General features: G+C 69.2%; 14 protein-coding genes. 4 read left to right on the plus strand and 10 right to left on the minus strand.

The genetic code is table 11. From position 1 onward, the window contains the following. Positions 1-136 precede the first annotated feature (136 nt). The 4 genes from J5226_RS06475 to J5226_RS06490 form a co-directional block, all read right to left on the minus strand. A complete protein-coding gene (locus J5226_RS06475; RefSeq protein ID WP_215839019.1) occupies positions 137-895 on the minus strand; it encodes an endonuclease/exonuclease/phosphatase family protein in 759 nt (252 codons plus the stop codon). Between the two features lie 28 nt (positions 896-923). After that, the gene (locus J5226_RS06480; RefSeq protein ID WP_215839020.1) at positions 924-1799 is read right to left on the minus strand and encodes a thiol:disulfide interchange protein DsbA/DsbL; all 876 of its coding nucleotides are present in this window, start codon (positions 1797-1799) and stop codon (positions 924-926) included. Between the two features lie 323 nt (positions 1800-2122). After that, positions 2123-2785 carry a thiol:disulfide interchange protein DsbA/DsbL gene (locus J5226_RS06485; protein ID WP_215839021.1) on the minus strand — a complete coding sequence of 221 codons (663 nt, stop codon included), beginning with the start codon at positions 2783-2785 and terminating at the stop codon, positions 2123-2125. A gap of 422 nt (positions 2786-3207) precedes the next feature. Further along, on the minus strand, positions 3208-4095 hold the full coding sequence (locus J5226_RS06490) for a c-type cytochrome (RefSeq protein ID WP_215839022.1): 888 nt from the start codon (positions 4093-4095) through the stop codon (positions 3208-3210). A gap of 233 nt (positions 4096-4328) precedes the next feature. Here J5226_RS06490 and yihA point away from each other — a divergent pair, with 233 nt between their 5' ends. Beyond that, positions 4329-4970: a ribosome biogenesis GTP-binding protein YihA/YsxC gene (gene yihA / locus J5226_RS06495; protein WP_215839023.1), complete on the plus strand. Its 642-nt coding sequence runs from the start codon at positions 4329-4331 to the stop codon at positions 4968-4970. A 130-nt stretch (positions 4971-5100) separates the two neighbouring features. On the opposite strand, the gene J5226_RS06500 is transcribed toward yihA, so the two are convergent. Continuing rightward, the gene (locus J5226_RS06500) at positions 5101-5979 is read right to left on the minus strand and encodes a DUF2007 domain-containing protein (RefSeq protein ID WP_255323014.1); all 879 of its coding nucleotides are present in this window, start codon (positions 5977-5979) and stop codon (positions 5101-5103) included. Between the two features lie 56 nt (positions 5980-6035). After that, entirely contained in the window at positions 6036-7796 is a 1761-nt protein-coding gene (locus tag J5226_RS06505; RefSeq protein WP_215839024.1) for an alpha-glucosidase, read from the minus strand. Between the two features lie 186 nt (positions 7797-7982). Here J5226_RS06505 and J5226_RS06510 point away from each other — a divergent pair, with 186 nt between their 5' ends. The 3 genes from J5226_RS06510 to J5226_RS06520 all read left to right on the plus strand — a co-directional run bounded on the left by J5226_RS06510 (position 7983) and on the right by J5226_RS06520 (position 14104). Next, complete coding sequence (locus J5226_RS06510) at positions 7983-10784, plus strand: TonB-dependent receptor (RefSeq protein ID WP_215839025.1); 2802 nt, start codon at positions 7983-7985, stop codon at positions 10782-10784. Between the two features lie 135 nt (positions 10785-10919). Further along, positions 10920-12422 carry an MFS transporter gene (locus J5226_RS06515; protein ID WP_215839026.1) on the plus strand — a complete coding sequence of 501 codons (1503 nt, stop codon included), beginning with the start codon at positions 10920-10922 and terminating at the stop codon, positions 12420-12422. Further along, positions 12419-14104, plus strand: a complete 1686-nt coding sequence (locus tag J5226_RS06520; RefSeq protein WP_215839027.1) for an alpha-amylase family glycosyl hydrolase — start codon at positions 12419-12421, stop codon at positions 14102-14104. The genes J5226_RS06515 and J5226_RS06520 overlap by 4 nt, the downstream gene beginning before the upstream one ends. A gap of 322 nt (positions 14105-14426) precedes the next feature. Here the strand turns inward: J5226_RS06520 and J5226_RS06525 are convergent, their stop codons facing one another. The 4 genes from J5226_RS06525 to J5226_RS06540 form a co-directional block, all read right to left on the minus strand. Further along, on the minus strand, positions 14427-15455 hold the full coding sequence (locus J5226_RS06525) for a LacI family DNA-binding transcriptional regulator (RefSeq protein ID WP_215839028.1): 1029 nt from the start codon (positions 15453-15455) through the stop codon (positions 14427-14429). A 164-nt stretch (positions 15456-15619) separates the two neighbouring features. Then, complete coding sequence (locus tag J5226_RS06530; protein WP_215839029.1) at positions 15620-16555, minus strand: ABC transporter permease subunit; 936 nt, start codon at positions 16553-16555, stop codon at positions 15620-15622. Continuing rightward, entirely contained in the window at positions 16555-17298 is a 744-nt protein-coding gene (locus J5226_RS06535) for a VIT family protein (protein WP_215839030.1), read from the minus strand. Before J5226_RS06535 ends, J5226_RS06530 begins: the two co-directional genes overlap by 1 nt. After that, positions 17295-18854: a peptide ABC transporter substrate-binding protein gene (locus J5226_RS06540; protein WP_215839031.1), complete on the minus strand. Its 1560-nt coding sequence runs from the start codon at positions 18852-18854 to the stop codon at positions 17295-17297. Before J5226_RS06540 ends, J5226_RS06535 begins: the two co-directional genes overlap by 4 nt. Positions 18855-18960: the final 106 nt, after the last annotated feature.

The raw sequence follows: 18960 nt of genomic DNA on the forward strand, positions 1-18960 counted from the left end.
GCGGTGGGTTCGTATCCGACTGTAGGAGCTGCGCAAGCTGCGACTGCGAAACCGCGATTACGGCGAACCTTGGGATACCTGCGCGCGCAAACCTAGGCACGCACCGACGCATGCCGGATCACCGGCGGCGCGCGCCTCAGCGCAGCGCCTGATCCGGCACGTCCAACTCCAGCGACAGCGCCAGATGATCCGACTGCGCCGCCGGCAGCGCCTTGGCGCCGATAAAGCCCAGACCGTCGCCGAGCAGGATGTGGTCGATGGCGCGCTGCGGGCGCCAGCTGGGGAAGGTCGGCAGCACGTCGGCCGGGCGTTGCAGGCGGGTGTTGCGGAACAGCGCCTGCATCTCGGGGCTGTCGGCCGAGCAGTTGAAGTCGCCCATCAGCACCGCGTGCGGATGGTCGTGCAGCAGTTCGGCGATGAAGGCGAGCTGCGAGGCGCGCGAGCCCGAACCCAGGGAGAGGTGGGCGACGGCGACGGTGAGTCCGTCGTCGTCGTTGCCGTAGTGCGCGACCAGCACCCCGCGGCCGGCGATGCGGCCGGGCAGCGGGTGGTCGACCACCTCGCGCGGCTCCAGCCGGCTGAGCAGGCCGTTGGCGCTGGAGGCGACGTTGCCGACGCGCCGGTTCGGCTGGTGGCTCCAGTAATCGAAGCCGGCGCGCTGGGCGAGGTAGTGCGTCTGATTGGTGAAGCCCGAACGCAGACTGCCCGGATCGCTTTCGTTGAGGCCGACGATGTCGTGCTCGCCGGCCAACTGGGCGATGGTGTCGAGGCTGCCGCGCTTATTGCCGGCGGGCAGCACGTGCGACCAGCTGCGCGTCGCGTAATCGCTGTAGCGACGCGTGCTGGAGCCGGCCTGGATGTTCGCGCTGAGCAGGCGCAGCCGGCGAGTGGTCATGCCCGGTCCGGGAAAGCCGCGGGACCGATCAGTTCTTCTTGGCCGGCTCGGCGGCCGGCGCCGGCGCGGCCGCCGGAGCGGCGGCGCCCATCGCGACGCGCTCGCGCGCGACCAGATGGTCGGTGACGCGCAGCATGTCCTCGAACCCCTTGACCGTGGTGACCAGGTACTTGCCGTTGACCACGATGCTGGGGCTGGCGCTGACGCCCGAGCGCTGCATGAACTGCTCGGCGCGCTTGCCCTTGGCGGTGATCGCGAAGCTGTTCATGGTGCCGATGAAGTCGGCCGGCTTGACGCCGTACTTGGCGTAGAACTCGCCGAGCTTCTCGTCGTTGACGGTGCGGAAGTCGATCGACTGGTCGATGTGCACGGCGCGGAACATCGCTTCGTGGGTCTTCTCGACCAGACCCAGGGTCTGGGCGGCGTAGAAGGCCTTCTCGAACGGAACCGGGTTGCCGCCGAACGGACCGGCGATGGGGGTGAACTTGACGTCGGCGGTCTGCTTCTTGCGCCAGTCGAGCAGGATCGGCTCGAACTGAGCGCAGTGCGGGCAGGTGTAGCTGAAGATTTCGGCGATTTCGATCTTGCCGGCGACCGGCTCGAACGGCTGGCCGCCCGGGATCTCGTTGTAGTCGGTGCCCGCCACCGGGGCCGGACCGGCCGGCGGCGTGGCGGTGGCGGCCGGCGCGATCGCCGGATCGGGCTGCGCGGTTTCGGCCGGGGCCGGGGTCTCGCCCTGAGCCGGGGCCGTCGCGGCCGGCGCGGCGGTTTCGCCGGCGGCCGGAGCGGGCGAGCCCTCGGCGGCGGGCGCGCTCGGCGCTTCGGTCTTGCCGCACGCGGCCAACGCGAACAGCGCGCTGAACACCAGCGGATAACGGGACAGGGTGGCGATACGCGAATTCATCGGGATCTCCGCAAAAACAGGGAATGTCGGGTGCGCCGGCGAGGCCGGCGACGAGGGCCCGTCAGCATAGCGGGCGGGCGACTTAACGGGGAGTGTAGGGGGTGGAGCAGGGGACTAAGGGGAATGAAGGGATTGAGGGGAATGGAGGGATCGGATCGAAGCCTGCCGTTCTCGTTTTTCCGTCTCTTGTTCCCAGAGGAAGCCAAGAACGGGAAACAAAGGAGCCGAGGCGAATGGAAGGCGAATCGAACCCCACCATTCCCTGTTCCCCTTATTCCCTATTCCCCTGGCGCGATTCCCCTGGCGCGCAGCGCCTCAGCGCCTCAGCGCTTCGCCTTGGCCCGCTCACGCGCGATCAAGTGATCGGCCACGCGCAGCATGTCGTCGAAGCCCTTCTGCGTGGTGATGCGGTACTTGCCCGCGACCACCATGCCGGGGGTGCCGTCGACGCCGGAGGCCATGATGAAGTCGTTGGCGCGCTTCATCGCCTGCTCGGTGGCCGGACCGGTCATGGTCGCGGCGAAGGTGCTCGCGTCGGCGCCGTACTTGGCGTAGAAGCCGGCGATTTCCTGCGGAGTCGGGTTCTGGATCGGCAGGCTCTTGTCTTCGTGCAGGGCCTTGAACACGGCCTCGTGGGTCTTGGGCAGCAGCTTGAGCGACTGCGCGGTGTAGAAGGCCTGCGCGTACGGCGTCCAGTAGCCGCCCCACGGCGCGGCCAGCGGGACGAAGTTCACGTCGGCCGGCAGCTTGGCCTTCCACTTCGACACCAGCGGCTCGAAGTGCGCGCAGTGCGGGCAGGTGTAGCCGAACACTTCGACCACCTCGATCTTGCCGGCGGGCGTGGCGAACGGCTTGCCGCCCGAGATCTCGACGTAGTCCACGCCGGGTTCGGGCGCGGGGCCGGCCGAAGCGGCGGCCTTGGGCGCGGCGGTGGCGGCGAAGGGAAGCACGGCGAGCAGCAGCAAGGTGGCGAGGCGTCGGTTCATCGGGATGGGTCTCGTCGGAGTGGGTCCGGCTGCGCGCCGCGCCGGGGAAGGCGGGCAAGCCAGCGTCGGCGTCAAGGATAGCGGCCGGCGCGCGCAATCAGGAGTGTGCAGTGGGACCGGGCAGCGGAGGCGGAGTTCCCGTGCGGATGGGTGGTGTGAGGTGCGTCACTTTTGCGCATGGGGAGCTTTTTGTAGGAGCGGCGTGAGCCGCGACCAACCGCAGCGACGTACGAAAGCGCCCTGTTCGAAGCCCGGACGGCCGGTGGGCCGTACATACGTAGCTTCGGGAGGCAGCCGTGGTATTTCGTCGCTGCGGTTGGTCGCGGCTCACGCCGCTCCTACCCACCCGCCCGACGCCGCCACGAAGACACAAACAAAAACGCCGGCGCGAGGCCGGCGTTTTCGTAGGCGTTGCGAAGCGCTCAGCCCTTGGCGGGCTTCGCCGGCTCGCCGGCCGCCTTCGGCGCGTCGGCCGGAGCCGCCGCCGGCGGCGCGGCCGGCGGCGCGGCCGGGGCCGCGGCGGGCTTGGCCGCCGGCGCGGGCGCGTCGGCCGCGGCGATGTCGTCGGCGCGTTCGTGCAGGCCCTGCAGGTAGCTCGACAGCGAGCCGATCTCTTCGTCGGTCAGCTGCTTGGCCACGCCGGCCATCACGTTGAACAGGTGCGGATCGCGCTGGGTGGTGGTGCCGGCGCGGTATTCCTCGAGGCGGCGCTGCGAGTAGGCGGCCTGCTGGCCGGCCAGATGCGGATAAGCCGGGCCGGGATTGCCGGCGCCGCCCGGGCCGTGGCAGGCCATGCACGCGGGGATGCCGCGGGCCTTGTCGCCGCGGCGGAACAGCTCTTCGCCGACCTGATAGAACTTCTTGTCCTTGTTCGGACCGGCGGCGATGACGGTGTCGTCGGCCACGCCGGCGCCGGACTTCTGGGTCGCGAAGTAGGCGCCCAGGTCGCGCGCGTCCTGCTCGCTGAGCGCGTCGGCGAAGGGCTTCATCGCCGCGGCCATGCCGGTGTTGCGCTCGCCGCTCTTGAACAGGGCGATCTGGTGGGCGATGTAGCGCTCGCTCTGACCGGCCAGACGCGGGTACTGCGGATCGGTCGGGTTGCCGTCGAGGCCGTGGCAGGCCGCGCAGGTGCCGGCCTTGGTGGCGCCGGCCTTGACGTCGCCCCACTTGCTGTGCGGCCCGGCGTTCAACGGCGCGGTCTGCACCGGTTCTTTATCCGGGATCGGCGTGACCGTGGTCTGGGCGTAGGCGACGGCGGCGACCGCGAAGACGGCGAGACCGACGAGGCTCAGGACGCGGGCTTGGCTCATGTAGCTGGGCTCCGAACTGCATGCTTAAGGCGGGCTTGCTGGAAGGCGAGTACGGGTAGGAACTCGGTCTGGCTTTGGCCGGCCGCGCACGGCGCCGGAACCTCGGAATTATCATCGCCGGCCCGGACGGGGTCAACGCGGGTTCAGGTGCCCGCGGTCGCGGAACGCCCCCGGCCGCCGTCCGCGCACGCCGCGTGCACGGGTTTGGGCCGGTGCCATGCGATCCTATGGGCATGAGCAATCCCCTCGCCCGCGCCCGTTACCTGTTGTCGGCGCACAACGTCAAGCAATTGCCGCCCGACGGCGGCTTCGAGGTGGCCTTCGCCGGCCGCTCCAACGCCGGCAAGTCCAGCGCCCTCAACGCGATGTGCCAGCAGAACGCGCTGGCGCGCGTGTCCAAGACGCCCGGCCGCACCCAGCAGCTGGTGTTCTTCGATGTCAGCCCGCTCCACCGCGGCCCCGAGCCGGCGCCGGAGCCGGACCGCTTCCTGGTCGACCTGCCCGGCTACGGCTACGCCAAGGTGCCGCAGGATCTGCAGGCGCACTGGCAGGCCTTCCTCGACCGCTACTTCCAGACCCGGCAAGCGCTGCGCGGCCTGGTCGTGGTGATGGACATCCGCCATCCGCTTAAGGACTACGACCGCCACATGATCGCCTACGCGGTCGATCGCGGCCTGCCGGCGCACGCGCTGCTGACCAAGGCCGACAAGTTCGGCCGCGGCCAACAGCAGCAGGCCTTGATGGCGGTGCGCAAGGATCTGCAGTCGAGCTACGGCGACACGGTGAGCGTGCAGACGTTCTCGGGCGAGTCCAAGCAAGGCGTCGACGAAGCGCGGAAAGTGGTCGGCGGGTGGTTGGAGTTGGACGGCGCCTGAGCGATGCGCAGTCGCGGCGGCCGCCTGTAGGAGCGGCGTGAGCCGCGACCGCGAAACCTCGCCTACGTCGCAACCGCGATGTCGCGGTCGCGGCTTACGCCGCTCCTACAAGGGCGAACCTTCATTCGTTTCAGCCTGCGCGCAACGGCCCGCTGCTGCGCACCTCGCCGCGCGCGTCGTACACGCGCGAGGCATCCAACACCCCGTCCCCGTCGCTGTCGATCTCGCCGCCGCTCAAGCGCCCGCCGGTATAGGTATCGCGCTTGACCACGCGCCCTCGCGCGTCCAGCCACTCCACGTTCTGCAGCACGCCCTGGCGGTAGTTCTCCTGCCGCTCGGGCACGCCGTCGCCGTCGTAGTCGGCGCTGCGCGTCACCAGCAAGCCTTTCTCCAGGCGCGTGGCGGTCTCGCGCACGCCGTTGAAATCCTGGTCTTCCTCGATCGAATCGGTCAGCCCGTCGCCGTCGAAACGGGTGATCAGGTCGAAACCGCCATCGGTGTTGCGGTCGGTGTCGATGCGCACCAACCGTTCGCCCTCGTAGCTCAGGCGCTCGTCGGCAATGCCGTCGCCGTTGTAATCCACGTCCTGCGTACTGCCCGCAGGGCGCAGCGCCGCGCCGGTGGCGAGCGCGCCGGCCAGCGCGCCGATGACGAGGGCGAAGACGATTCCGGCCATGCCGAAACCGCCGGCCGCCGGCTTGCGCGCGTTCAAGGGACGGTAGAGGTTGGCGTCCTCGACATGCTCGGGCGTGCCGTCGTCGCCGTAATCCTGGTCGCGTTCGTCGTCGGACGCCGGCACCTCGGCCGCCTGCCACTCGTCGATGACCGCGCGGGCGCGCTCGACGTCCTCGTCGGCGACTTCGATCCGCACCGAACCGCCGACCGGCAACAAGCCCGCGCCGCCTTCCAGCGCGCCGCCGAACACGAACGAGCGGATGCCTTCCTGCGCGAGCAAGCCGCGCACCAGCTGCGCGTCGGCCGAATGCGCAGCCTGATAGATGATCTGCATGCGGTGAGTCTCCCTGGAGCGGAGTATGCCCCAGGGCGCCGACCGTCGAGCGGCGGTCAGACGGTCGCTCGCGCCGCGTAGGCGCCGTGTCCCGGCAGGATCAAACGGCCGCCTTCGACCCGGCCCGAGGGCAGGCCGTGGCCGCGCTCGGCGATCCAGTCGGCGCGTTCGCCCAACGCCAGCGACGCCTCGCCGGGGCCGAGGTTGAACGCCATCAGCACCGCATCATTGCCGTCGCCGCGCACGAACGCGATCACCGGCTCGGCGCTGGGCAGGAACGCGATGGCGCCGTCGAGCAGCGCGCGATGGCGCTTGCGCCAGCCGAGGAAGGCGCGGAAGCCGTTGAGCGGCGAGGCCGGATCGTCCTGCTGCGCGGCGATGTTGAGCGCGCGGTGTTCGGCCGGAATCGGCAGCCACGGCTGGCCGCGGCTGAAACCGGCGCCGTCGCTGTCGTCCCACGGCAGCGGCGTGCGGCAACCGTCGCGGCCCTTGAAGTTCGGCCAGAAGGTCTTGCCGTAAGGATCTTGCAGCGCCTCGAACGGCACGTCGGCCTCGGGCAGGCCGAGTTCCTCGCCCTGATACACGCACACCGAGCCGCGCAGCGAACACGCCAGCGCGCTGACCAGAGTGGCGAAGTGCTTCGGCGCCTCGCCCCGGCCCCAGCGCGTGACCACGCGCTGCACGTCGTGATTGGAGATCGCCCAGCACGGCCAGCCTTCGCGCATGGTCGCCTCGACCCGCTGCACCGTGCCGCGGATGTGCTCGACGTTGTAGTCCTCGGTCAGCAGCTCGAAGCTGTAGCCCATGTGCAGGCGGCCGGCGCGGGTGTACTCGTCCATGGTCGCCAGCGAGTCTTCCGAGGAAATCTCGCCCAGCGCCACCGCGCCCGGGTAGCGGTCGAGCAGCGCGCGCAGTTCGCCGAGGAACGCGAGGTTCTCGGGCTGCGTGTTGTTGTAGTGGTGGTACTGGAACGCGTACGGATTGTCCGGGCTGAAACCGCGGCCCACCCGCTGCGCCGCCGGCTTGGGCGGGTTGTCGCGCAGCCGCGCGTCGTGGAAGCAGAAATTGATCGCGTCCAGGCGCAGGCCGTCGACGCCGCGTTCGAGCCAGAAGCGCACGTTGTCGAGCACCGCCGCGCGCACCGCCGGATGATGGAAATTCAGATCCGGCTGGGCCGAGAGGAAGTTGTGCAGGTAGTACTGCTGCCGGCGCGGTTCCCAGCGCCAGGCGACGCCGCCGAACAGCGACATCCAGTTGTTCGGCGCGGTGCCGTCCTCGCGCGCGTCGGCCCACACGTACCAGTCGGAATACTCGTTGTCGCGGCTTTCGCGGCTGCGCTTGAACCACTCGTGTTCGTTGGAGGTGTGGCTGAGCACCTGATCGATCATCACCTTCAGGCCCAGCGCGTGCGCCTTGGCCAGCAAGCGGTCGAAGTCTTCGAGCCGGCCGAACAGCGGATCGACCGCGCGGTAGTCGGCGATGTCGTAGCCGAAATCGGCCATCGGCGATTTGAAGAACGGCGAGATCCAGATCGCGTCCACGCCGAGGTCGGCGATGTAGCCGAGCTTGTCGACGATGCCGGGCAAATCGCCGACGCCGTCGCCGTCGAGGTCGCGGAAGCTGCGCGGATAGACCTGATAGATCACCGCGCCGCGCCACCACGAGGGGTCGCGTTGTACGGGCTGGGAAGAAACGACGGCGGACACGTGCGACCCCTGTGTTTGATAGTGCGGCGCGCGACGGCGCTGCGTCGCCGCGATGCGCGCCAGCTTACCGCCGCCGTCGCCGGCGGCCGCCGCGGGTGCATACGTATTCATGGCGAAAGCGGGGCCGGAACTGCGACATGAATGCGACTGCCTCCCATGAATACGTATGCAGAACCCGCTGCAACGCGTTGGGCATGCCTAACATGCGCTCGGACCGCGGCCCCGACGCCGCGGCGGACGCAGCGCGCCGGCAGTGCGCGCGCGGCCACAGAACACAACGCTTCTGGAGGGGAGCTCATGTCGCATTCCAAGCCGGCCGCACGCAGGCCGAAGCAACTCGACCGTCATCTGCTGACGCTGGCGCTGGCCGCGCTGGGCCTGTCCGGCTTCGCGCCGGCCTGGGCCGCCGACGCGCCCGCGCCGCAGGAGGCCGCGCCCGCGGCCGCGCCGCAGACCGCGCACGAACTCGACGCGGTGCAAGTCACCGGCAACCGCCGCGTGCAGTCGATCCAGAAATACGCCGGCACCATCCAGTCCTTCAGCGGCGAGGACATCGCCAAGCTCGGCATCAACACCGACTTCCGCAACCTGCAGGCGGTGGTGCCGGGCCTGCAGATCACCAAGCAGGAAGGCAAGTACGAAATCTTCCTGCGCGGCATCGGCGCGGCCGACTCGGACTTCTCCTCCGACCCGTCGGTGGCGACCTACTACAACGGCATCTACCTGCCGCGTCCGCGCTCGATCGGCCCGATGTTCTTCGACGTCGACCGCATCGAGGTCAACAAGGGCCCGCAGGGCACGGTGCGCGGCCGCAACGCCACCGGCGGCTCGATCAACGTGATCTCCAAGCGCCCCGAGCTGGGCGTGACCAGCGGCGGCCTCAAGGTCGGCGCCGGCAACTACGACTACACCAACGCCGAGGGCGTGCTGAACCTGCCGATCGGCGAGACCTTCGCCCTGCGCGCGGCGCTGTTCGACGAGGAGCGCTCGTCCTACATCAGCAACGGCTATCCCAAGTCGCTGTTCTCCGCCGAAGGCCCGGGCGCGCTCGACAATCAGGCCGCGCGCCTGTCGGCGCTGTGGGAGCCCAACGACAAGTTCTCCGCCTACGTGATGCTGGACAAGGTCACCGAGCGCGGCACCGGCGATCCGGGGCTGTTCGCCGAGCGCGGGCTGGCCGCGGGCTACGACATCAAGGACTTGAACGACCCGTTCAAGCAGTACTTCCGCACCCAGGGCAAGACCACCAACGACATCGAAGGCATCGCGGCGACCTTCACCTACGCGTTCAACGACGCGGTCTCGGTGGAGTTCAACACGTCCTACCGCAAGTACGACTTCTACAACCGCAACGCCTCGCGCGAGTGGCAGCTCGGCCCGGTGTATCCGGGGTCGGACCGCGAAGCCTATTTCAACCCCGAGCGCTTGAAGTGGTACGACACCTTCTATCAGGCCGATAAGTCGTCCTCGCGCATCAACGAACTGCGCTTCTTCGGCGATACCGGCAAGCTGATCTGGTCGGCGGGCCTGTTCAATTACCAGGAGAAGTACGACTACGTGTCCTGGGACGTCGGCAACGGCTACTTCGGCGATTGCGACTGGTGGCGGCCGGGCACGGTCTGCGGCTACCAGGACGGCCTCGGCGGCGAGAACCGCGGCGACAACTCCAAGGTCGAGTCCAACGCGGTCTACGGCGATTTCAGCTTCGCCGCGACCGATTCGCTGCGCCTGATCGGCGGCATCCGCTACACCCGCGACAAGAAGATCGCGCGCGAATCCAACGTCAAATACCAGTTCATCATTCCGGAAGAACTGTTCCAGCAGTTCACCGGCCAGCCGATCAACACCGCGACCAATCCCTACACCACCGGCTTGATCCTGGGCTCGCCGGGCTTCCAGCTGGCCGGCCCGGGCCGTCGCCGCGGCGGCGATCCGAGCATCTGCACCGGCTGGTCGCCGGCCGAACTCAAGTGCGGTCCGGGCGGCAACACGCTCGACTACTTCCTCGGCGGCTTCCAGAACTTCGGCGCCAACGACAACTGGGCGCAGTTCCTGCAGAAGAACCGCGACCAGATCCAGGTGATCGCGCGCTCGGACTTCCCCGGCGGCCGCAGCGAAGACGTCTACAAGGACAGCTACGTCGACTGGCGCCTCGGCTTCGAATACGACCTCAGCGCGAAGGTGATGCTGTACGGCACCGTCTCCACCGGCACCCGCGCCGGCGGCATCAACCGGCCGCTGGCGCTCAACGACGGCAGCGCGCTGGCGCCGAGCTTCGCGCCGGAAGAGCTGACCGCGTACGAAGCCGGCATCAAGGGCGACTACGTCTGGGGCGAGACCCCGGTGCGCTTGAACGCGTCGGTGTTCTACTACGACTACAAAGACAAGGTGCTGCAGAACCTGATCGACGTGCCGGCGCCGACGCCGACCAATCCCAACGCGACCAGCCGGCAGGTGTTCAACGACAACGCCGCCAACGCGAGCGTGCTGGGCCTGGAGTTGGAAGGTCGGGTCGGCCTGCCGCACGGCTTCGACATCGGCTACAACTTCACCTACCTCGACGCCACTTTCGACGACTCGAACGTGCTCGACACCCGCTCCGGCGGCCTCGGCCTGATCGTGCCGCTGGACGGCAACCGCCTGCCGAACACGTCGAAGTACAACGCCAACGTCAGCCTGTCGCAGACCATCGACATCGGCCGCGGCGCGCTGAACTCGTTCGACTGGACGATCAACCTGACCTACCGCTCCGACTACTACCTGACCGCGTTCAACAGCCGCGGCTTCGGGCTGGACGCGAACGGCAAGGTGATCGAGATCCCGCTCAAGGACATGCCGTTCAACAACGGCTCCAACCCGGCCGCCGGCGGCGGTCCGGCCAACGGGCTGGCGATGCGCGACGACGTGGACGGCTTCTTCACCGTCAACGTCTCCGCCGGCCTGAACTTCGGCAGCGAGAACCAGTTCCGCGTCGACGGCTTCGTGTCCAACCTCACCGACGAGGTGTATTCGGGCAAGGGCTTCGTCAACAACTCGACCAACATCCGCTACTTGAATACGCCGCGGATGTACGGGATCCGTTTCGCTTCGCAGTTCTGACCGCCGCGCGGCCCCGTCTTCGGTGAGAAGCGGGGCCGCCGCCGTTATCGCCCTTGAGGCCGCGCGGCGGCGGGCGCGCCGTTCCGCGGCCGCCTCGCCGGTCCGCCGCGCGCGCTTCGTGCCAGACTCCTCGCCATGACCGATCGTCCCGATGCGCCGACCCGCAAGCCGCAGCTGTCGTTCTGGCAGATCTGGAACATGTGCTTCGGCTTCCTCGGCATCCAGTTCGGCTTCGCCCTGCAGAACGCCAACGTCAGCCGCATCTTCCAGACGCTGGGCGCGCCGATCGACGACATCCCGATGCTGTGGATCGCGGCGCCTTTGACCGGGCTGATCGTGCAACCCATCGTGGGCTATCTCTCCGACCGAACCTGGACCGGGCTCGGCCGGCGCCGGCCTTACTTTTTGGTCGGCGCGGTCCTGGCCACGCTGGCGCTGATCGCGATGCCGAACTCGCCGACGCTGTGGATCGCCGCCGGCCTGCTGTGGATGCTCGACGCTTCGATCAACGTGTCGATGGAGCCGTTCCGCGCCTTCGTCGGCGACCAACTGCCGCAGCAGCAGCGGCCCGCCGGCTACGCGATGCAGAGTTTCTTCATCGGCGTGGGCTCGGTGGTGGCGAGCCTGTTGCCGTATTTGCTCGCGCACTTCGGAGTCGGCAACACCGCGGCCGCGGGCGAAGTGCCCGACACGGTGCGCTATTCCTTTTATTTCGGCGGCGCGGTGCTGTTGCTGTCGGTCGGCTGGACCGTGCTGCGCACCCGCGAGTATCCGCCGCAGCAGCTGCACGCCTTCGACGAAGCGCCGGCCATCGAACCGCCGCGCGAGCGCGACCGGGTGCGCTGCCTGCTGTTCGGCGCGTCGTGGATGGTGGTCGGCGGCATCTGCGCGACCGCGATCTCGATGCTGCGGCTCGACCGCCAGTTGTACGTGCTCGCCGCGCTGATCGCCGCGTTCGGCCTGGCGCAGGCCGCGCGCGGCATCGCCCGCGACGGCGGCGGCTTCGCCACGGTGATGGACGACCTGGGCGCGATGCCGGCGGCGATGACGCGGCTGGCCGTGGTCCAGTTCTTCTCCTGGTTCGCCCTGTTCGCGATGTGGATCTACACCACGCCGGCGGTCACCCAGCTGCATTACCACACCAGCGACACCGCGTCGGCCGCCTACAACGAAGGCGCCAACTGGGTCGGCGTGCTGTTCGCCGCCTACAACGGCTTCGCCGCGCTCGCGGCCATCGCGATCGCGCCGATGGCGCGGCGCTGGGGGCTGCGCCGCAGCCACGTGTTCAACCTCGCGCTCGGCGGCGCCGGTTTGTTGTCGGTGGCGCTGGTCCGCGATCCGCAGATGCTGCTGCTGTCGATGGTCGGCATCGGTTTCGCCTGGGCTTCGATCCTGTCGCTGCCGTACGCGATGCTGTCGGACTCGGTGCCGGCGGCGAAGATGGGCGTGTTCATGGGCATCTTCAATTTCTTCATCGTCATTCCGCAGCTGGTCGCGGCGAGCTTGCTCGGCTTCCTGGTCAAGCACGCGTTCGGCGGTCATCCGGCGGCGGCGCTGAGCATCGGCGGCATCAGCCTGTTCGTCGCCGGCGCCTGCACGCTGTGGGTGCGCGAGCCCGGCGCGGAGGCGCGCGCATGAGGGCGCTGGCGCTGGCCGCGCTGAGCCTCGCGCTGGCCGCGTGCGCGCACGGCGGCGCGCGCGAGGCAGCGCCGCGCGAGTACTACGGCACGCTGGAACCGATGGCGAGCGACGCGGTGTACTTCGTCGTCACCGACCGCTTCGTCAACGGCGACATCGGCAACGATCAGCGCGATCAGGGCGGGCCCGATCCCGATACGCGCAGCTTCGACCGTCCCGTGCCCGGCGGCCCGCCGGGCGAGAGCGACAACATCGGTTACCTGGGCGGCGACTTCAAAGGCCTGCTCGACAACGCCGACTACATTCGCGACATGGGCTTCGGCGCGGTCTGGCTGACGCCCATCGTCGACAACCCCGATCAGGCTTTCACCGGCGGCGACGCGGTGACTTGGGGCGGCGCGTTCCAGGACCGCGGAAAGACCGGCTATCACGGTTACTGGGGCGTGGACTTCTACCGCCTCGACGAGCACCTGCCGAGCCCAGGCCTGGATTTCGCCGGGCTGACGCGCGGGTTGAAACAGCACGGGCTCAAGACCGTGCTCGACATCGTCGCCAATCACGGCTCGCCCTCGTTCACGATGCGCAAGCCGCAGCCGAAGTTCGGCAAGATCTATCGCGACGGCGTGCTGGTCGCCGATCACCAGAACCTGCCGCCGGAAAAGCTCGACCCGGCGCATAACCCCTTGCACCGGTTCTTCCACTCCGAACGCGATCTGGTGCAGCTTTCGAACATCGACGACACCCATCCGGCGGTGATGGACTACTTCGTCGGCGCGTATTCGCAATGGATCGATCAGGGCGCCGACGCGTTCCGCATCGACACCATCCGGCATATGCCGCTGGCGTTCTGGCAACAGTTCGCCGCGCGCATCCGCGCCAAGCGGCCGGGTTTCTTCATGTTCGGCGAGGCCTTCGACTACAAGGCCGAGAACATCGCGCCGTTCACCTGGGCCGAAAACGGCGGCGTCAGCGTGCTGGATTTTCCGCTCAAGGAACGCTTGGCCGAGGCGTTCGGCAAGCCGCGCGCCGATTACGCGCGGGTCGGCGAACGCTTGTATCTGCAGGACGGGCCGTACGCCAATCCGTACGAGCTGATGACCTTCTACGACAACCACGACATGCCGCGGTTGGACGCCAGCGACGAAGGCTTCATCGACGCCCACAACTGGCTGTTCACCGCGCGCGGGATTCCGGTGATCTATTACGGCTCCGAAGTCGGGTTCCAGCGCGGCCGCGCCGAGCATGCGGGCAACCGCAACTACTTCGGGCAGGAGCGCGTCGACGCGGCGCGCGCGCATCCGATCCGCGCCGCGCTCAAGCGCATCGCGGCGGTGCGCAAGGCCTCGCCGGCGTTGCAGCGCGGCTTGCAGGTGAACGTGCTGTTGCAGGGCGATCGCGCGGCGTTCTACCGGGTCTACGCGCACGGCGGCGTGTCGCAGATCGCGTTGGTGCTGCTCAATAAGGGCGGCGCCGCGGCGGAGTTCGCGGTGAGCGAGCATCTGCAAGCCGGGCGTTGGCGCGCGGCGCTGGGCGGCGGCGAGATCGCGGTGGGCGAGGGCGGTACGTTGCGCGCTTCGGTGCCGGCGCATGGGGTCGAGGTGTATCTGCTCGACGCGCCGGTGCGGCGCGCGGACCTGATCGCCGCCTTGGACCAGGCGATGGCGCACGCCCGCAAGCGCTGAGCGTGGTTTCGATGGCTCCCGGTAGGAGCGGCGCGAGCCGCGACCAACCGAAGCCCCGTAGCCCCGCCGAACCTACCCAAAACCCCAATCCCCCAACCCGTCATTCCGGCGAAAGCCGGAATCCATTTTGCTGTTGCATTTGCCTCTAGTGTCTCAGCGGAGAAGCAAAGTCAAAATGGATTCCGGCTTTCGCCGGAATGACGGTGTGGGAGAGTTCCGGCTTTTACCCGGATGAAGAGGTGGGAAGATTCCGGCTCTCACCCGGATGACGGGATTCCAGCCTCCGACGAAACAACGGCTCAAAAACGCGCCGCGACTCGCCTCAACCGCCGCAGGACTTGCGCACCACCAAGGTCGTCGGCAACCGCTGGCTCTGCGCCTGCTCGCCGCGAATCAGCGCCATCAACGCGTCCACCAACAACTCGCCGGCCTGCTTGGTGTCCTGAAACACCGTCGTCAGCGGCGGATGCGCGAAGCGCGCCATCGGCAGATCGTCGAAGCCGATCACCGACACGTCCTCGGGCACGCGCAGGCCGCGTTCGGTCAGCGCGCGCATCGCGCCGATGGCGATCAGGTCGCTGGCGGCGAACACCGCGTCGAACGGCAATCCGCGCGCGAGCAGTGCCAGCGCGGCGGCGTGGCCGGCGTCCTCGGAACTTTCCGCGTCGACTTGCAGAGCGCGGTCCAACGCCGAACCGGCTTCGTCCAGCGCCTGTTCGCAGCCGAGGAAACGGTCGAGAAATTCGGGGTAGTGGCTGGAGGCATCGCCGAGAAACGCCACCCGCCGACGACCCAGCGCGACCAGATGCGCGCCCGCCTGCCGTCCGCCGCCGAAGTTCTCGCAACCGATCGACAGCCCCGGCTGATCCGGCAGCACCGCGCCCCAGCGCACGAAGCGGGTGCCCTGCTCGACCAGCCGCTGCAGCTTGCCCTGATACGCCAGATAGTCGCCGTAGCCGAGCAGGATCAGGCCGTCGGCTTTCATGCTGTCTTCGTAATCGGCGGCCCAGTCGTCGGAGAGCTGCTGGAACGAGATCAGCAGGTCCTGGCCGTGGCGCGCGCAGGCGCGGGTGATCGAGCCGAGCATGGACAGGAAGAACGGGTTGATGTGCGACTCGTCCGGGGTTGGATCCTCGAACAGCAGCAGCGCCAGCGTGCCCGAGCGCTGTCGGCGCAGGCTGGACGCGTGGCGGTCGACCTTGTAGTTGAGCTCGCGCACCACCGCCTCGACCCGCTTGCGCGTTTCGGCGTTGACCAGCGGGCTGCCGCTGAGCACGCGCGACACCGTGGCCTGGGAGACGCCGGCCAGGTGGGCGATGTCGACCGAGGTGGCTTTGGATTTCTTGCGCATGGGGGGAGTGTAGCGGGGGGAATGGAGCGGGGGAGGAAGAGCGAGGTTGGGGAACTGGGGATCGCCGCGGTGGTGAGGTTCGACCAGTCGCCCAGACCTATCGCCGCCATCGCTCCACCCCAGACGGACCCACGGTTCCCCAACCCCGCCTCACCTCCCCCGCTTCATTCCCCCTGCTCCAGCCGCGGATCCATCCAGCCGCGCAACGCATCCACCACCACATTGATCGCCACGATCAGCGCGCCGATCACCAGCACCACGCCCAGCACCAAGGTGTAATCGCGGTTCAGCGCGCCCTGCACGAAGTAGCGGCCCATGCCGGGAATGCCGAACACCTGTTCGACCACGGCCGAGCCGGTGACCACGTTGATCAGCGCCGGCGACAGCCACGCCGCCACCGGCAGCAGCGCGGGTTTGAGCGCGTGCGCGAACAGCAGGCGGGTGTCGGACAGGCCGCGGGCGCGGGCGGCGCGTAGGTAGTCGGCGCAGAGCGTTTCCAGCAGCGAGGCGCGGGTCAGCCGCGCGCAGTAGGCGATGTTGGGCAGGGCCAGGGCGATCACCGGCAGCACCGCGTTGTCCCATTCGCCCCAGCCGCCGGCGGGCAGCCAGTGCAGGGTCACCGCGAACAACAGCACCAGCAGCGGCGCGACCACGAACTTCGGTACGGCCAGACCCAGGCCGGCGAGGAACATCAACGCGCGGTCGGTCCAGCCGCCGGCGCGCAGCGCGGCCCAGACGCCCAGGGCGACGCCGAACAGCAAGGCCAGCAGCAGGGCGAGGCCGCCGTTGAGCGCCGACACCGGCAGCGCGTTGGCGATGAGTTGGTTGACGGTGTAATCGGGGTATTGGAACGAGGGGCCGAGATCGCCGCGCAGCGCGTCGCCGAGCCAGCCCAGGTATTGCATGAGCAGCGGTTGGTCGAGCCGGTATTGCGCGTCGAGCACCGCCTGCACTTCCGGCGGCGCGGCTTTCTCGCTGTCGAACGGGCCGCCCGGCGCGGCGCGCAGCAGTGCGAAGCACAGCGTGCCGAGCAGCCACAAGGTGATCGCGGCTTCCAGCAGGCGGCCGCCGAAGCGCAACAGGCGCGCAGGCGCGCGCATCAGACCTGCACGCCGAACAGATGGCCGACCGCGGTCGCCGCCGCCATCGCCATCGCGCCCCAGAACATCACCCGCAGCGCGCCGCGCCCGACCGGCGCGCCGCCGGCCCAGGCGGCGAGCGCGCCGGAGATCGACAGCGCCACCAGCGTCGTCGCGACCGCGATGGGCTGCAGATGCTCGTGCGGCGCCAGCAGCACCGCGGCGATCGGCAAGGCGGCGCCGCTGACGAAGGCGCCGGCCGAGGCCGCCGCCGCTTGCACCGGCCGCGCGCGCAAGGTGTCGGTGATGCCGAGTTCGTCGCGCGCATGGCTGGCGAGCGCGTCGTGTTCGGTGAGTTGGCGCGCGACTTCGTGCGCCAGCTCCGGGGTCAGCCCGCGCTGCACGTAGATGTGCGCGAGTTCGTCGAGCTCGGCGCGCGGGTTCTCGGCCAGTTCGCGCTTTTCCACCGCGATGTCGGCGCGTTCGGTGTCGGCTTGCGAGCGCACCGAGACGTACTCGCCCGCGGCCATCGACATCGCGCCGGCCACGGTGCCGGCGATGCCCGAGGTCAAGATCGTCGCCGCGTCCGCGCCGCTGGCGGCGACGCCGACGACGAGGCCGGCGACCGAGACGATGCCGTCGTTGGCGCCGAGCACCGCCGCGCGCAACCAGCCCACGCGCTCGGAGCGGTGCGCTTCGGGATGGCGGCTGCGCGCGTGCGCTTTCGGCTTGGCGGAACCCGTTTTGACCGGAGGCGCGTTCATGGCGTCAGGCTCAACCAGCGGCTGGCGTGGCGGTCCAGCGCATTGGGCTCGAACCCGCGCACGCGCCGCGACACCAAGTGTTTGGAGGTATAGAAATACAAGGGAATCGCGGCGTTGTCGTTGAGCAGGCGCTGTTCGGCCGCGCGCAGCCAGGCGTTGCGCGCGTCCTGCGTGGCCGCGGCGTCGGCGCGGGCGAGGCGCTCGCGGTAGCCGGCGTCGTCGTAGCCCAGCCAGTTGAGCGGGCCGTCGTTGGCGAACGCGGCGAGGAAGTTGCGCGCGTCGGGCAGGTCGCCGATCCAGCCGCCGCGGAACACCTGGGTGATCGCGCGCTGCTTGCGGTTCTGCACGAACACCTTCCATTCCTCGTTGCGCAGGCGCACCTGCACGCCGAGGGTTTGCCGCCACATCGCCGCCACCGCCAGCGACAGGCGCCGGTGCGGGGTCGAGGTGTTGTAGCGCAGTTCCAGCACGAGCGGGTTGGCGTCGGAATAGCCCGCGTGACGGTACAGCGCCCGCGCATGCGCTTCGCGCTGCGCCTGCGTCCACGCCGACCACGGCATCGCCGCGGGCGAGTAACCGGCGATGCCCGGCGGCACGATCCCGTAAGCCGGCGTTTCGCCCAGACCGGTGACGTAGCGGGTGAGCTTGTCGCGGTCGATCGCCATCGTCAGCGCGCGCCGCAGCGCCAGCGCCCGCTCGCGGCAGCGCGGGGTCGCGCAGGCGGGGCGGAACGGCGGCTTGGTCGTGTTCAAGCCGAGCCAGAACGCGCCCAGGTACGGCGACAGCCGCAGTTGTTCGCCGAAGCGCGCGCGCAGCGAAGCCAGCGGCTGCGGCGGGACGACCTCGGTGATGTGCAGATCGCCCGCGGCGAAGCGCTGCAATTCGGCGGCGGCGTCTTCGGTGACGTGGAAGCGCACGCGTTCGAGTGCGACGCGCGCGGCGTCGTGGAAACGCGGGTTCTTCTCCACCACCAGATTCGCTTGCGGCGTCCAAGCGGCGAGGCGGTACGCGCCGTTCGACACCAAACGCCCGGGTTGCGTGTGCTGGGCGCCGTACTGCTGGACGGCCGGCAGATAGACCGGGAACGCGATCGGCAAGGTCAGCAGCGCCGGCAGCGACGCGCTGCGGGTGAGCCGGAACTCGACGGTGCGCGGGTCCGGCGCGCTCACGCCGAGGCGTTCGGGCGGCAGTTTGCCGGCCTGCACTGCCTGGGCGCCGTCGAGCGCATCGAACAGTTCGCCGAACGGCGCCGCGGTGGCCGGGGCGAAGGCGCGGCGGAAACTGGCCACCACCTGCGCGGCGTCGAGCGGCTCGCCGTTGCTCCAGCGCAGGCCCGGGCGCAGGGCGAAGCGCCAGGTGCGGCCGTCGGCCGAGACCGTCCAGCGCTCGGCGATGCCCGGCACCAAACGGCCTTGCGCGTCCTCGGTCACCAGCCCTTCGTACAGATCGCGCAGCACGTTGCCGCAGGCGACTTCCTGGCAACGGTGCGCGTCCAGCGTGCTCGGTTCCGGCCCGTTGCCGCGTTCGAGCTGCGCCGCCGCCCCCTGCGCAGGCACGGCCGGCGCCGCCAGCGCCAGTAGCAGGGCCGAACCATAGCGTTGCAGGACGGACGTTGTTCGGCGCAAAGCGGGCTCTACACTGCCGGGGGTCTTGCGATTGTAG

The sequence above is a fragment of the Lysobacter sp. K5869 genome (assembly GCF_018847975.1).
Taxonomy (GTDB): domain Bacteria; phylum Pseudomonadota; class Gammaproteobacteria; order Xanthomonadales; family Xanthomonadaceae; genus Lysobacter.